The 14599-nt window shown below is 53.6% G+C and carries 13 protein-coding genes; 7 read left to right on the top strand and 6 right to left on the bottom strand.

Going from position 1 to position 14599, the window contains the following annotated elements:
• Nucleotides 1-5: 5 nt before the first annotated feature.
• The 3 genes from yidC to C7382_RS03405 all read right to left on the bottom strand — a co-directional run bounded on the left by yidC (nucleotide 6) and on the right by C7382_RS03405 (nucleotide 4247).
• Complete coding sequence (gene yidC / locus C7382_RS03415; RefSeq protein ID WP_116678913.1) at nucleotides 6-1889, bottom strand: membrane protein insertase YidC; 1884 nt, start codon at nucleotides 1887-1889, stop codon at nucleotides 6-8.
• 111 nt (nucleotides 1890-2000) lie between these two features.
• Nucleotides 2001-3617, bottom strand: coding sequence for a CTP synthase (locus C7382_RS03410; RefSeq protein WP_116678912.1), 1617 nt, complete (start codon nucleotides 3615-3617; stop codon nucleotides 2001-2003).
• 156 nt (nucleotides 3618-3773) lie between these two features.
• Nucleotides 3774-4247, bottom strand: a complete 474-nt coding sequence (locus C7382_RS03405) for a PaaI family thioesterase (RefSeq protein ID WP_116678911.1) — start codon at nucleotides 4245-4247, stop codon at nucleotides 3774-3776.
• A gap of 673 nt (nucleotides 4248-4920) precedes the next feature.
• Here C7382_RS03405 and panC point away from each other — a divergent pair.
• Genes panC through C7382_RS03380 form a run of 4 tightly spaced genes read left to right on the top strand, consistent with a single transcriptional unit; the run spans nucleotide 4921 to nucleotide 9504 of the window.
• Entirely contained in the window at nucleotides 4921-5766 is an 846-nt protein-coding gene (panC, locus tag C7382_RS03395) for a pantoate--beta-alanine ligase (RefSeq protein ID WP_116678909.1), read from the top strand.
• Nucleotides 5756-7303 carry a glycoside hydrolase family 10 protein gene (locus C7382_RS03390; protein ID WP_116678908.1) on the top strand — a complete coding sequence of 516 codons (1548 nt, stop codon included), beginning with the start codon at nucleotides 5756-5758 and terminating at the stop codon, nucleotides 7301-7303. The genes panC and C7382_RS03390 overlap by 11 nt, the downstream gene beginning before the upstream one ends.
• Nucleotides 7300-8430 carry a radical SAM family heme chaperone HemW gene (gene hemW, locus C7382_RS03385; protein WP_116678907.1) on the top strand — a complete coding sequence of 377 codons (1131 nt, stop codon included), beginning with the start codon at nucleotides 7300-7302 and terminating at the stop codon, nucleotides 8428-8430. The genes C7382_RS03390 and hemW overlap by 4 nt, the downstream gene beginning before the upstream one ends.
• 36 nt (nucleotides 8431-8466) lie before the next feature.
• Nucleotides 8467-9504: a threonine aldolase family protein gene (locus tag C7382_RS03380; protein WP_116678906.1), complete on the top strand. Its 1038-nt coding sequence runs from the start codon at nucleotides 8467-8469 to the stop codon at nucleotides 9502-9504.
• Nucleotides 9505-9602: 98 nt separating this feature from the next.
• On the opposite strand, the gene C7382_RS03375 is transcribed toward C7382_RS03380, so the two are convergent.
• The 3 genes from C7382_RS03375 to C7382_RS03365 form a co-directional block, all read right to left on the bottom strand.
• Nucleotides 9603-9869 (bottom strand): DUF4248 domain-containing protein, encoded by a 267-nt coding sequence (locus tag C7382_RS03375; RefSeq protein ID WP_116678905.1) that lies wholly within the window; start codon nucleotides 9867-9869, stop codon nucleotides 9603-9605.
• Nucleotides 9870-10102: 233 nt separating this feature from the next.
• Nucleotides 10103-11086 (bottom strand): tRNA epoxyqueuosine(34) reductase QueG, encoded by a 984-nt coding sequence (gene queG / locus C7382_RS03370; RefSeq protein WP_116678904.1) that lies wholly within the window; start codon nucleotides 11084-11086, stop codon nucleotides 10103-10105.
• Complete coding sequence (locus C7382_RS03365) at nucleotides 11073-12131, bottom strand: HU domain-containing protein (RefSeq protein ID WP_116678936.1); 1059 nt, start codon at nucleotides 12129-12131, stop codon at nucleotides 11073-11075. Before C7382_RS03365 ends, queG begins: the two co-directional genes overlap by 14 nt.
• Before the next feature lie 278 nt (nucleotides 12132-12409).
• Between C7382_RS03365 and C7382_RS03360 the strand changes: the two genes are divergently transcribed.
• Genes C7382_RS03360 through C7382_RS03350 form a run of 3 tightly spaced genes read left to right on the top strand, consistent with a single transcriptional unit; the run spans nucleotide 12410 to nucleotide 14596 of the window.
• A complete protein-coding gene (locus C7382_RS03360; protein WP_243405645.1) occupies nucleotides 12410-13255 on the top strand; it encodes an RsiV family protein in 846 nt (281 codons plus the stop codon).
• A gap of 25 nt (nucleotides 13256-13280) precedes the next feature.
• Nucleotides 13281-13955, top strand: coding sequence for a 16S rRNA (guanine(527)-N(7))-methyltransferase RsmG (gene rsmG, locus C7382_RS03355; protein ID WP_116678902.1), 675 nt, complete (start codon nucleotides 13281-13283; stop codon nucleotides 13953-13955).
• Entirely contained in the window at nucleotides 13952-14596 is a 645-nt protein-coding gene (locus C7382_RS03350) for an MBL fold metallo-hydrolase (protein ID WP_116678901.1), read from the top strand. Before rsmG ends, C7382_RS03350 begins: the two co-directional genes overlap by 4 nt.
• The last annotated feature ends 3 nt before the right edge of the window (nucleotides 14597-14599 follow it).

Here is a 14599-nt window from a genome sequence, read left to right as displayed (position 1 = left end):
CGCTGTTATTTTCTTTTCTGTTGTTGACGTCGTGCCGCTTCCTGTTGTCGTTGTGCCTCTTCGAGTCGTGCCATCCATTTTGACTTCTTTCGTGGCTTCTTCTTATTCTCTTCCAACTGAAGCATCAGCTTCTCCTCGTTAATAAGGAATCGTGTGGAGAAATACTGAATCACCGTAATGATAGAAGAAAGGAAGTAATAGTAGCAAAGCCCCGATGCATTCTGATTGAAGAAGAAGAGGAACATCACTGTCGTAATGTACGGCATCCATTTGAGCATCGCCATACCCTCCTGACCCGTATCGGACTGATTCATCGTGTAACGGATGTAGAGGATGTTGGATATCGACATAAGCAAACAGAAGAGACTTACGTGATTACCGTAGAAGTCGGACAAGAGCGGGATATGAGTGGTCCAACTAAAGATGGCATCGTACGACGACAAATCTTTGGCCCACAAGAAACTTTGCTGACGGATGTCAATGGTTGTGGGGAAGTACATATACATGGCCACGAGGAACGGGAACTGCAATAGCATGGGCAGACAGCCGCTCATCGGACCTGCACCCGCCGCCCGATAGAGATCCATGGTGGCTTTCTGACGTTTCATCATGGTCTCCTGATCCTTGCCCTGATACTTGGAATTGATCTCCTGTACCTGCGGACGCAACAGACGCATTTTGGCAGATGAGATATATCCCTTGTAAGCCAACGGAGAGATAAGCAACTTGATCCCCAATGTGAGTAACAAGATGATCAAACCCCAATTGGAGAAATACTGCTGCAGGAACGTAGAGGCAGGAATAATCATGAAACGATTGATCCAACGGAAGATGCTCGCACCCAAATACACCAAATGATCCAGATCGAGATTGTCCTCAGCCTTCACCTCCTTGTCATAGGCGCGGAGCATATTGTACTTGAGCGGACCAAAAAAGAAAGTGAATCCGGCCTTCGTTCCGGGACGCACGTCCAACGGGAAGGTAGCTGACATAGAACAGTCTTTGATATAATCGGATCCTTCAGGGGCTGTTTTCTGAGCCAACTTATTGTTCTCAAAATGGCCATCGCTCACCAAAACGGAAGCGAAGTACTTATCCTTGAACGACACCCAATGCAGGCGTTCTTCCAGCGTCTTCTTATCTTCTTGCTTGCTGTCGCTCAGTCGCTCTACATCATCACCTGAGAACTTATAATAAGTAGAGGTGTATTGATTCTCAAACTTCCATGACTGCTCTTGACGACGGATGCGTTGCGACCATTCGATGTCCTGCATCGTCATATTGGCAGGGAAGAGAGCGTGCAGATTCTGTCCGCTCACAGTCATTCGCACACGATAGTCTTCACGCAACAGTGTGTAAGCAAAATCCAAATAAGTAGCACTGTCCACGGCCAATCGCATCACAACGGAAGAGTCCGTGCGTCCGACGGGTGTGAAGTAGAGGTCGCGCGTATCCACAGCTCTATTGTCCACTGTGCGGAGAGGCAGGTTGAAATCCGATTCTCCTTGGCGGAAAAGGTAGAGCGGCTTGCCGTCATAGGTTTTATAATCTACGAGCAAAGCCTCTTGGATGGCACCGCCCTTCGTGCTCAGTTTCAACTGCACCTTGCTGTTCTTCAGCTCCACAACCTCCTCAGTTCCACGAGTAGCCGAAGCCAACAGACCGTACTGTCCGTAGTCGGATACCTGTTTGAGAGAGTCGGGCACTGCCGCTGCAGTTTGAGCAGCTACAGCTTCGGCCTCCGCCTTAGCTATCGAATCTTGTCGGACTGCCTCTATCGCAGCCTGACGCTGTGCTTCTATTTCTTTCGGATCGGGACGGTTCAGCCATGAAAAACCGAAGATGACCACACCGATCAATACTAATCCTATTACTGTATTCTTATCCATATATTCTTTTCCAACAAGACAGTGAGTGCATCTGCACGCCTACCCTATTTCTCCCCGTCCACCTCGTGTCGCTGCATAAGTTTGCGGATCTAAGGAGAGGGAGAGGTATTATTATTTGCTTTCGTTTTTCGTTTTGATTGCTTCTCCCATGAAAGCCATAAACAAGGGGTTGGGATTGACCACCGTGCTATTGTATTCGGGATGGAATTGCACCCCCACATACCAGCGACAACCCGGCACTTCCACAGCTTCCACCAGTCCCGTGTCGGGATTTTCTCCCACGCACAGCATGCCGGCCTTCTCCAGTTCTTCACGGTAGCGGCTATTGAATTCGAAGCGGTGACGGTGACGTTCGCGGATCTGTTCGCGACCATAAGCAGCTGCCAGTTTGGAACCCTTGCGCAACGTACAGTCATAGGCTCCCAGACGCATCGAGCCGCCCATATCGGTAACGGTCTTCTGTTCGTCCATCAAGTCGATGACCTTGTGTTCAGTCTTGGGTTCGATCTCTGTCGTATTGGCATCGGCATAACCCAAGACATTGCGTGCATACTCGATCACCATGCACTGCATACCCAGACAGATACCCAGCGTGGGGATATTATTCTCACGAGCATATTTGAGGGCGACCAGCTTTCCTTCCACACCACGTGCACCAAAACCCGGGGCAATGACGATACCGTCCACTTCGCCGAGGAGGCTTGTCACGTTATCATCCGTCACCTTCTCGCTGTGGATAGAGATGAGATTCAGCTTCTTCCTATTATATATAGCCGCCTGCAAGAGCGATTCGTCGATGGACTTATACGCATCCTGCAGCTCCACATACTTACCCACCAATGCTATTGTCACAGTCTCTGTAGCAGAGTGCTTCATTTCCAAGAAATCATGCCACTGACGCATCTCGGGTACCGGTCCCAATTTGAGACCCACCTTGCGGAGTACAGTCTCGTCCATGTGCTGAGACTGCAGCACGAGCGGCACCTCATATATTGTAGGCACATCCACGCTCTGCACCACCGAGTCGGGCGATACGTTGCAGAAGAGCGCCACTTTCTTCAGAATTTCAGGTTGGAGTTTGTGCTCCGTTCTGAGCACGAGGATATCCGGCTGGATGCCGACTTCCTGCAATTGCTTCACGGAGTGCTGAGTAGGTTTGGTCTTCACCTCACCGGCAGCAGCGATGTAAGGCACATAGGTCAGGTGCACGCAGAGACAATTTTGGCCGAGTTCCCACTTGAGCTGACGCACACTTTCGAGGAAAGGCAGCGACTCGATGTCGCCCACCGTGCCACCGATCTCCGTGATCACGAAGTCATACTGCTGCTTCTGCCCCAAGAGCTTAACGTTGCGTTTGATCTCATCCGTGATATGAGGCACCACCTGTACAGTCTTGCCCAGATACTCACCTTTGCGTTCCTTGCGGATTACATTCTGGTAAATGCGTCCCGTCGTGATATTATTGGCACGAGAAGTCGGTGCATTGAGGAAACGCTCGTAATGGCCGAGGTCCAAATCCGCCTCGTGTCCGTCCTCAGTCACGTAGCACTCACCGTGCTCATACGGATTGAGCGTACCCGGGTCAATATTGATATAGGGGTCGAATTTTTGAAGGGCAACATTGAATCCGCGGGCCTGAAGGAGCTTGCCGAGAGAAGCAGCCACAATGCCTTTTCCCAGAGAGGAAACCACACCGCCGGTCACGAAGATATACTTAGTATCTGCCATAGCACGAAAAAATAGTATTAATGATACTCCTAAATGAAAAATCGGGGAAAAGCAGAAACCTCGTCACGAACGGATCAGCCTCTTCCGATTCGTGCGCAAATATACAAAAAGAACCCGTGTAAACGGGTAAATAACCCCATCCGAAGCGCAATAATCTCACCTCTTTTCGGGGAGGAGGACAGAGAGCATCGTTCCCTCCACCGTCGCCTCTCCGTCCGCCACAAGTGAGATGTCCATCTGCACCTTGCGATCGGTTACTTCGACGATGCGCGCACGAAGCTCCAGCACCTGCCCCATCGGTGTGGGACGCCGGAAATTAAGATTGAGATTGGCCGTCACATACCTGAGATTCGGCTCTGTGTCCATGGAGCGCCCCTGATGTCTGTAGCCGGCAGCGGCAGCCGTACCATTGCCATGGCAGTCGAGGATGGCGGCGATCAGCCCGCCGTATACAAAACCGGGGAAACCACCCGTATGGTGTGGCTCGGGAGTGAAATGTGCCACCGTTACATCGGGCTCATCCTCCGCCCAATAACTTTTCACGTGTAGTCCGTGTTCGTTCGACGTACCACAGCCATAACAATGGCTGAAGCCCGTGGCATAATACTCTTGAAAGGCTTTTTCGTTCATTAGAATGTTCTCCTTTTGGTCGCCACAAATGTAGGGAATCCGTATCGCATACAGGTTTTTATGAGTTACTTTTTGAATGATTTGTGCAGCATTCGAACCAAAGACACAAGCATCTCGGCTATGCAGAAATGACGATTGGAGCATCATTTTTTTACTATCCGTACCTCTTTCAGTACATTGGAGCATACTTCTCGAAATTACGGGCTGAAAAATCGGAGAACTTGGCGCCAAAGATTCTGAGAAACACGCGCCAAATCGAAAAAGTTTTGGCGCGTTTTCTTTTTCAAAATGGCGCGAAAAGTTTTTCGATTTGGCGCGTGTTTTCACGACTGTTCGCACAGGCCGGAGAACAGAATAGATCGGTACACTTTTTCACACGAGACCATCTGCCGATACACCTTCGAGCGAAGTGCTACTGACGGGGTGAGTGTCCCTTCCTATACCGCTTATAAAATAATGCGCCCGCGCGAATAGCAGAATTTGTACATAACGCAATGCCTATCTTCCGAGAAGGCCTATTAAAAGAGAAATGTATGTTGCATTCGAAGAAAGAGAGGTGGAGGGACAGAGATTTGTCCATGAAGGATACAGAGAAAGGCGCAAGCATAATCACAAATAATTCTGTTCCTTTGTATAGACTATACTAACAACCCAGAAAAAAAAGAAGATCGAAATGGAGATATTCAACACCGTTGCCGCCCTCAAGAGCTTCGTGTCTGAAGCTCATGCCGACGGAAAAACCATAGGCTTCGTCCCCACAATGGGAGCATTGCACCGAGGCCACATCAGTCTGATTGAGCGTGCCGTAGCCGAATGTGACCTCTGCGTGGCCAGCGTATTCGTCAATCCCACTCAGTTCAACGACAGTCGCGACCTGGCTTGTTACCCACGCACGCCGGAGGCTGACGCTGCCATGCTGTCCGCAGCCGGCTGTCATGCCGTCTTCATGCCCACGGTGGAGGAAGTCTATCCCGAGCCGGACACCCGTACATTCGACCTTGGCAGCGTAGCAGAAGTAATGGAAGGCAAGCATCGTCCCGGACACTTCAACGGCGTGGCTCAGGTGGTGAGCAAACTATTTGAGATGGTAGAGCCGCACAAAGCGTACTTTGGGGAGAAAGACTTCCAGCAGATAGCCGTCATCCGCAGCATGGTACGCCTTCTGTCCCTCCCCGTGGAGATCGTAGCATGCCCCATCATACGCGAAGAGGATGGGCTGGCTCTCAGCAGTCGCAATGCACGTCTCAGCAAGGAAGAACGCACCATCGCACCTGCCATCTCCCGCATCCTCAAGCAGAGCCGCGAACTAAGACCTGCACACACGCCCGAAATGGTAATACAGTGGGTGACACGCGAACTCTCTGCCCTGCCCCATCTGCGCGTGGAGTACTTCGAAATTGTGGACGGACACACCCTGCAGTCCATCCGCAACTGGGAGGACACCGACTATGCCGTCGGATGCATCACCGTATTCTGTGGCGAGGTTCGTCTCATCGACAATATCAAGTATGAGGATTAGTCGCTCCATCGTCTCTTTGACAGTCCTCTTCACCCTCCTGATCACAGGCTGTGGCACTAAGAAGATTGCTCCGCGTGTCATTGTTCTCCCTTCCAAGGAGGATACGGTAGCGACTGCCCCGCCTGTGAAGCCGTGGGTAAGTCCTGCTAAGGAAGAGATGCGTGGTGTATGGCTCACGACCATATACGGACTGGACTGGCCGCAACGCGCTGCAAACACTGCCGAGGCTATACGCAGACAGAAGGACGAACTTTGTCGTATTCTCGACCGCCTTCAGCGCGAAAAGTTCAACACCGTTTTCTTCCAAGTACGCCATCGAGGCGACGTAATCTACCCTTCTGCCATCGAACCCCAGTCGACTGTGTTCACAGGGACAGGCAGACCGGATTACGATCCGCTGGACTTTGCGCTCAAAGAGTGCCACAAACGCGGCCTCGCGTTCCACGCATGGTTGGTCGTTACGCCTCTGGGACCGGATCGACACATCCGTTCGCTCGGCAGCAAATCGGTCAAGAACCAACACCCCGAATGGTGTGTGCGACACAATAATCTTTGGTATCTCAATCCGGGTGTACCCGAAGCACGAAAATACTTTGCCTCCATCGTTAGCGAGATTGTGAACAAATATCCCGTCGATGGCATCCATCTTGACTACATGCGCTACCCCGAAAAGGCCAAGAGTTTTGCTGATGCCGCTACTCACAAACGGTTTGGAGGAAGCATGAGTTTGGAGACTTGGCGCCGCCGCAACCTATCGGATCTGATGGCGGACGTCCATCAGGCTGCCACAGAGAAGACGCCGTGGGTGAGCGTCAGCGTCGCCACGTTGGGACGCTTACGTCAGCTTGCCGGCGTGCGCGGTGGCAACTGGACAGCGTACGAAGGTGTATATCAGGATCCTGTGGTCTGGGCTCGTGAGGGAACTGTGGACTTCCTCGTACCGATGATGTACTACCGCGACGATCTTTTCTACCCTTTTCTCGAAGATTGGAAAGCGCAACTGCCCACACTACCGATCGTACCGGGACTCGCCACCTACCGTGTTGTGGACAATAGCAACTGGCCTCCGAAAGTCATCGCCGACCAGATCGATTCGGCTCGCAGTCTTGGTTTTGCAGGTGTATGCTTCTTCCGTGAGGAACAAATACGCCACGAGAGCAACGGCTTGCCGCAGATTATCAGAGAGCGATTCGCCGAAGACGTAGTACCCATGCCCGTACATCGGAAGGGATCCGTCCTACCCAAGACGGCAGAAGCACCACGACTGACACGTCGTCCCGACGGACAGATAGAAGTTAGATGGAACAAAACAGCAGGAGAGACTTCCGCTGTACACTACCGTCTCTTCGTAAGGAAATTCGATTCGGCGGATAAGATCGAAGACAAGCTCGCCGCAGACGGCATCGACGAAGGCACCTATATACTGTCCCATGCCCTCATCAAAGGAGCAAAACGCATCGAAGTGCGCCTGCAGGCAGTGGACAGACTTCACGTAGCCGGCCCTGCATCTGCACCCACCAGCATGGAAATCCGGTGACAGGACTCTACATTCATATTCCTTTCTGTGCCACGCGCTGTTCGTATTGCGACTTCTACTCGCAGACCGACAGCGCGTTGCTCTCCGACTATGTCGAAGCTTTGATCCGCGAGATGCACCTCCGACGAGGAGAAATCACCGACCCCGTCGGCACTATCTATTTCGGAGGAGGCACACCTTCGCTCCTTTCACCACGAGAGTTGGAGCATATCTTGGACGAGGCATGTCGTCTTTTCCCCCTCTCATCGGATGCAGAGATAACGCTGGAGGCCAATCCCGATGATCTGACTCAGGCCTATACACAAGAGATAGCTGCCCTACCCATCAACAGAATCAGTATGGGGGCGCAGAGCTTTCGAGACGAAGATCTGCTCTTTCTCAACCGACGTCACAGCAGCCGACAGGTGTACGAAGCCGTGGATCACTGCCGCCACGTGGGACTCACCAACCTAAGTATCGACCTCATCTACGGCCTGCCCGAGCAAACACCTGCGCGGTGGCAAGACAATATCACCGCCATTTGCTCGATCGCCCCACCCCATATCTCGGCCTATCATCTGATATACGAAGAGGGTACCTCCCTCACACGTATGCTCCGCACGGGCAAGATTCGGGAAGTAGAGGAGGACGTCAGCTTGGAGTTCTTCTGTATGCTGCGCGAGCAGCTGACCGAAGCCGGATACGAGCACTACGAAATATCCAACTTCGCCCGCCCCAATCGGCATTCACGTCACAACAGTTCTTATTGGAACGATGCTCCCTTTCTCGGTCTCGGCCCCTCTGCTCACAGCTTCGATGGCAAGTGTACCCGACGTGCCAACGTGGCCGATCTTCGTCGCTATCTGGCAGCTATTGCAGAGGGAGAGGCTCCCTATTCGAAAGAAATCCTCTCCGCCAACGAACGATACAACGAGACACTGATGACTCGCCTACGCACCGCCCAAGGCTTGCCCATCTCCCTCATAGAAGAACGCTTCGGGGCGAAACGTGCCGAAGAATGTCTGCAAGCCGTTGCCCCCTTCGTCCGCAACGGTCTCCTTGTCAAGCAAGAAGACGGGAGAATACGACTCACCGAGCGCGGCATCTTCCTGTCCGACAGCATCATATCCGAACTATTCATCGTCTGAACTCCCGCGAGAGTTCCTCCCATTACAACATCAAATATGTCAAAGATCAGCTTCAAAAATGATTATTCCGAGGGTGCACACCCCGCCATACTAAGCGCATTGAGCGAAACCAACCTCGTCCCGCAAGAAGGATATGGCTACGATGCCTATTGCGAAGAGGCGCGTGCAATGATCCGCCGCGAGTGCGATCTGCCCGAAGCCGACATATATTTCGTTTCGGGAGGCACGCAAACCAATCTTCTTGTGATCAGTCACTTGCTGCGTCCGCACGAAGCTGTCATCGCAGCAGCGTCGGGCCATATCAATGTACACGAAACCGGCGCCATCGAAAGCACCGGACACAAGGTGTGCACGGTGCCGACGCCCCTTGGCAAACTCACCACGGACGACATCCTCGCAGTCCTCACGCATCATACCGACGAGCACATGGTGAAGCCCGCCATGGTGTACATCTCCCAATCGACGGAGTTCGGCACGCTCTATTCCCGTCGCGAACTATCGGAACTCTCGGCCTTCTGTCGTGCCCACGGGCTCCTACTCTATCTCGACGGAGCACGTATCGGCTCGGCTGTTACGGCCTCGGGCGAAGACAATCCCTCCCTCCGCGAGATAGCTGCGCTGGTCGATGCTTTCTATATCGGCGGCACGAAGAACGGAGCTTTGCTCGGGGAAGCCATCGTTTTCACCAGTCGCCGTCCTGACAATGCCTTTCTCTTCCAGATCAAACAGCGCGGAGCCATGCTCGCCAAGGGGCGCATCCTCGGCATCCAGTTTGCCACCCTCTTCCGCAACGGACTCTTCTATGAACTGGCAACCCACGCCAATAGAATGGCCGCCGAGCTAAGCGCCGGCATCGCTGCCTGCAGCTATTCTTTCCTCTACCCATCGCAGACCAATCAGATTTTCCCGATCCTGCCCAATAGCCTGATCGAGAAGCTGAGCACCGAATACGACTTTTACGTATGGCAAAGCGTATCGCCGGACAGCTCCGCGATCCGTCTTGTCACCTCTTGGGCGACTCCACCGGAGAACGTTGCCGCCATCATCCACAGCATATCGAGCTACCGCCATTGAGCGTCCCCCCCTCACATGTTATAATAAGGACGTGCCATAGTTGCAAAGAGCGACTATGGCACATTCTTTTAAGGGACTACTTGTATCTGCGCAGAGGCTCAGGGGCTAAACTCTTCGGGCGTACCCAGATAAGCCGTGAGGACATTGAGCATCGCGGGCGTGAACGAACGTTGTCCCGATGCATAGCCATGTTCTCTAAGCGTACAGAGGAGTTCTTGATCCCCATAGATGATCCTCCGCAGGGCACGCGTACCGGAATTGGGGGTGAGATGCGGGAAATAGCGCACGGCTACTTCCTTGACACGATGGACACGAAACGGGAATACCTCCTCCCGTGACGAAGTGTTTCGAGAATTTAGTTTCATGATGATATATGTTTATAAAACAATGTGTTCCCAACCCGTGGAGGATGCAAAGCCACTCAGTCGAGACGCGGGTACAAAGGAATGGATTTTGGAACAAACCAGAGCACCATTCTGAGCCGAGTTATCAACAACCAAGCATAAAAATCAACACCTTATTAAAATAGGTATAGCAGGCAGAGTTGGAAGAAGATGGCAGGAAAGCGACAGAACTTCGAGGCAGAGGGATCGGCGATCTACGACGGCGTCTCTTCGTCCTCGGTGGCAGCGTGTCGCAGGGCACGGGCGTTGCGCAACAGTCCGTCAAGTCCCGCCCGCTTCATGGCTGAGCCGCCGAAGAAGTGTCGGTAGGAGTCTTCGTCCAAAGTGGCCAGATCTTCACGATTGAACGAGAGCAGAGCTTCACGTGGAGTGAAGGCTTCTACTTCGGAGGGGTGGGCATAGCGATTCCACGGGCAACAGAGCTGGCAACTGTCGCAGCCGTAGAAGCGATTGCCAAGCTTCTCTGCCAGCGACTTCGGGATCTCCCCCGCGTGCTCTATCGTCAGGTAGCTTACGCACAAACGGGAGTCGAACCCTGCCTCGGATATAGCCCCCGTGGGACAGCTCTCGATGCAGCGTCTGCACGATCCGCACCGCGACATCATCGGGCCGTCGGACGGCAACGGAATGTCCACGAGCAATTCGCCCAAGAAGAAGAAGGTGCCTCCCTCCGGCAGGACAAGCATACCGCTGCGTCCCACCCAACCAATACCGGCACGACAAGCCCAATAACGCTCGGCAATGGGGGCAGAGTCACTGAACGAACGCCCCGTGACCTCGGGGCAAATCTCCCGACGGATATAGTCCAGTAGCTGGTCAAGCAGCCGCTTCACCACCCGATGATAGTCCTTGCCATAGGCATAGTAGGCAATCTGAGGAGCGGAAGGCGATTGCTTGGTCTTGGGGAAATAGTTCAGTGCAACGGAGATAACCGTCCGCGTACCGGGGAGGAGCGCGGCAGGAGCATAACGCAGCTCCCTATTGCGCTCCAGATAGTCCATCTCCCCATGCCGTCCCTCAGAAAGGAATCGCTCGTAGGTGCCGACGACCGCAGGCGGCAGAGCCTCGGCCTCGGCAAACCCACAGGCGCTAAAACCAAGTCGGCGCGCCTCTTCTTTTATAAGGCGCGCCGACTCTGTGGGCGAATATCGCAATGTTATTTTCTCATCGGCCTGCATATACCCAAGCGTCGGCAAAGAGACTGTTTTTGTCCCGCATGGTGCGGATATAGGCCTGTGCTTCATCCGTCGTGGCGAACCGATCGGCATAGATACGCGCCTTGTTACGGCTCAGCAGCACCAGCGCATTGGGCAGCGTAGCCTTGTCCACATGGGAGCGATAGTACTCACGCGCCTTGGTGGCGGAGGAGAATGTGGCTACGACCACGTAGTAGTATTTGGAACCCACTGGTTCGTGCATGACGGGCACTCCGCCTTCTGCCACATCGGTGGCCAGCACATTAGGCATCGTTGCAGGAGCAGCTGTGGCGATAGGTTCGGACTCGGCTGCGGTAGCAGAGCTCGGCTGCACTTGCTTGGGGACGTCCACCCACACGGGTTGCACCTCCGTATCAGCCCAGACACGGTGGGCGGTGAGCTCCGTGGGGACGAAGCTGGCGGCAAACTTGTCGGAAGAAGAGATCTGTCCCCAGGGAACGACAAGGAGAGCTGCGAGCAGCAACACGGCAGCAACAGCCATACCCGAGCGCTTGTGAATCCTCAGATAGAAGTAATCGCCCTTGCCCTCAGGGTGCAGACGTACCACCTCGGGCTGCGACTCGGCCACTTCGGCGGGTAGAGCTGCCAGACGGGGCAGCGAGCATGGCACCAAACCGTAGGAGAATCCGGAGCTCTCATCGGAGCGTCCGCGGTGCGAATAGCTAATCTGTCCCTCGGGGTTGAGCGTCAACTCACCCATTTTTTCGAGGCTCACGCGGCCGGAACGTACCAACTCGGCACGCAGCGCACGCACATCATCGTCCAGCATCACGCGGGCACGACGGTGCGAAATACCATAGGCACGCGCGTAGCTATCCTCCAAAATACCGTCTCGGACTGAGAGGGCGGCATTGAAACGAAGTTCTTCTTTCGGCGGATAGATGAGATGGTCCTCGCGGTCGTAACGCGCCGGCAACAGCTCGGCCACAAAACCGCCAAGGCTCGGCACCACGACACACTTATGCATGCTGATGCTGCGCTCTATGTGAGATATCAACCTATTCATTATGTGGGAGTATAAGGATGTCGGGTCCGAAACGGGCGACTTCTCGAAGCAAAAGTAACCATTTTCTTCGGCAATCGCCAAAAAAACCGCGCCATAATCTGATAGAAATGCGCGCCAATTCCGATGGAAAAGACGCACCATTTCTTTTTTGTTTTGGCGCATAATTTTTCGGGAAATGGCGCCATTTCCCGAAAAATTATGCGCGTGTTCTTCGCGGATTATGGCGCGTAAAAAAAGGAGTTTTCCGAATGAATTGCGTAAATTTGTGGCAAGAAAGAATGAACCTACTCGTATTATCCTCCGGCATTATGACTAAATATATGCGACTCGCACTACTGCTACTCTTCCCGCTCTCCCTGGCCATCGCCATGGGCTGTGATCGTAAGAAAGGCGCCGAGGCGGAACTTCTGGCCTTTGACTCCGCACATCTGGAACAATACATTCCCCTGCGCACGGATACAGACAGACCGGCTCTGCAAGTGATTATCAAGTACGTCTATCCATCCGAGGACAAAGTCCTAACCGAGATATTCAATGGTCTGCTCTTCGGCGACAGCCTTATGGATGCCCCCTCGCCCGTGAACGCTATGGAAGGGTTCGTACGCGTGTTGGGAGAAGACTATCGCTCCAACAACGCCGAGGCCAGCCTGCAAGGATTGCCGGCCGACCTGCTGGACTACGTGTACAAGATAGAAAATACCATCGCCTATTGCGATACGGGCATGGTAGCCACTCGGATCAATATATATACGTATGAAGGTGGTGCACATCCCGAGAATACAGTCCGATTTGCCAACGTACTACGCTCATCAGGCAAGGTGCTCGAGGAAAGAGATATATTCAAGGGTGATTACACGGAACGCCTCTCTGCGCTCATCGTGGAGCAACTGGTACGCGACTTCGGTAAGAGTTCGCCCTCGGAACTGGATGCCATAGGCTTCTTCAACGCCGAGGAGATCCAGCCCAATGGCAACTTCATGGCTGACGACAAGGGACTCACCTACTGCTTCAACGAATACCAGATTGCAGCTTACGCCCGAGGTGCGGTCTATGTGCGTCTGGGTTATGACGTCCTGGCTCCTCTGTTGCGAGACGACTCACCGCTCAAACGCTACATCCCTTAGTCACTCCTCCTCACCCCGTATGCAAATGACCACATCGCCGGAGACCTCCGGAGAGCTACAGCCCCAATCGGCAGGAGCCGAAATCATCGACAAATACTTTCCCCATCTGTCCGAACGCCAACGAGAGCAGTTCAGGCAGATGGGCGCATTATACGCCGAATGGAACGCGCAGATTAACGTTATCTCTCGCAAAGACATCGACAATCTCTACCCCCATCACGTGCTTCACTCGCTGGGCATTGCCCGAATACTGAACTTTAGGGCGGGTACGACTGTATTAGATTTAGGCACAGGCGGCGGATTCCCCGGCATACCGCTGGCGGTACTCTACCCCGAAGTGTCTTTCTTGCTGGTGGACAGCATCGGCAAGAAAGTGAAGGTAGCCACAGCAGTGGCCGAAGCTCTCGGACTGGACAACGTGCGCACGATACACTGCAGGGCCGAAAGCATAGGAGAGAAATACGACTTTGTGGTGAGCCGTGCAGTGATGAAGCTGAGCGAACTGGCCAAGATCAGCAGCAAACTCATCCGTCACGACAGCCAGCAGAACGCCCTGCCGAACGGCCTCATTTGCCTCAAAGGGGGTGAGCTCCAGCACGAAGTACTCCCCTTCCGACACAAGGCGATGGTCGAAGACCTGTGGCCGGCCTTCGAAGAAGACTATTTCAAGACAAAAAAAGTGGTCTATATACCGCTATGACAAGAACGAAAGTAAAAACATTCACCTTCAACTCGGTAGCCGAGAATACCTATATCCTCTACAATAGCACGGGCGAAGCCGCCATCATCGACTGCGGCTGCATGGATCGACGTGAAGAGGAGGAACTCCTACGCTTCGTGGAGGCAGAGCAACTAAACGTGCAGCTACTGCTCAATACGCACCTGCACTTCGACCACGCATGGGGCAACGGCTTTGCAGCCAAGGCTTTCGATCTGCCCGTAAGGGCGCACCGCGCCGAGGTGGAAGAGATGCCATCGCCTGCCGTCCAGTTGGGAGCTTTCGGCATGGGTGGCACGATGGATGAACCAGAGGTGCAATACATAGAGGCCGGCGACGTGCTCACTTTGGGCGACGTCACCATACAGGCACTCTTCGTCCCGGGCCATTCTCCCGGACACTTGGCATTCTACTGTCCGCAAGCCGGAGCAGTATTCACAGGCGATGCCCTCTTCGCCGGCGATGTAGGGCGCACCGACTTATGGGGCGGCAGCTACGAACGACTCAAAAAGAGCATCCGCACCGAGCTATTCCCGCTCCCCGACGATACGGTAGTGTACCCGGGACATGGGCCTACATCTACCATAGGTTACGAACGATCAAATAACCCTTATCTCGATTAGAAT

The sequence above is a fragment of the Porphyromonas loveana genome (genome assembly GCF_003096695.1).
GTDB lineage: Bacteria > Bacteroidota > Bacteroidia > Bacteroidales > Porphyromonadaceae > Porphyromonas > Porphyromonas loveana.
This window is presented reverse-complemented; position numbering and strand designations above follow the sequence as displayed.

Bases quoted from the DNA above. Each gene is read 5' to 3' on its own strand.
- yidC (WP_116678913.1), bottom strand. From the start codon at position 1,889: ATGGATAAGAATACAGTAATAGGATTAGTATTGATCGGTGTGGTCATC.
- C7382_RS03410 (WP_116678912.1), bottom strand. From the start codon at position 3,617: ATGGCAGATACTAAGTATATCTTCGTGACCGGCGGTGTGGTTTCCTCT.
- C7382_RS03405 (WP_116678911.1), bottom strand. From the start codon at position 4,247: ATGAACGAAAAAGCCTTTCAAGAGTATTATGCCACGGGCTTCAGCCAT.
- panC (WP_116678909.1), top strand. From the start codon at position 4,921: ATGGAGATATTCAACACCGTTGCCGCCCTCAAGAGCTTCGTGTCTGAA.
- C7382_RS03390 (WP_116678908.1), top strand. From the start codon at position 5,756: ATGAGGATTAGTCGCTCCATCGTCTCTTTGACAGTCCTCTTCACCCTC.
- C7382_RS03380 (WP_116678906.1), top strand. From the start codon at position 8,467: ATGTCAAAGATCAGCTTCAAAAATGATTATTCCGAGGGTGCACACCCC.
- C7382_RS03375 (WP_116678905.1), bottom strand. From the start codon at position 9,869: ATGAAACTAAATTCTCGAAACACTTCGTCACGGGAGGAGGTATTCCCG.
- queG (WP_116678904.1), bottom strand. From the start codon at position 11,086: ATGCAGGCCGATGAGAAAATAACATTGCGATATTCGCCCACAGAGTCG.
- C7382_RS03365 (WP_116678936.1), bottom strand. From the start codon at position 12,131: ATGAATAGGTTGATATCTCACATAGAGCGCAGCATCAGCATGCATAAG.
- C7382_RS03360 (WP_243405645.1), top strand. From the start codon at position 12,410: ATGAACCTACTCGTATTATCCTCCGGCATTATGACTAAATATATGCGA.
- rsmG (WP_116678902.1), top strand. From the start codon at position 13,281: ATGACCACATCGCCGGAGACCTCCGGAGAGCTACAGCCCCAATCGGCA.
- C7382_RS03350 (WP_116678901.1), top strand. From the start codon at position 13,952: ATGACAAGAACGAAAGTAAAAACATTCACCTTCAACTCGGTAGCCGAG.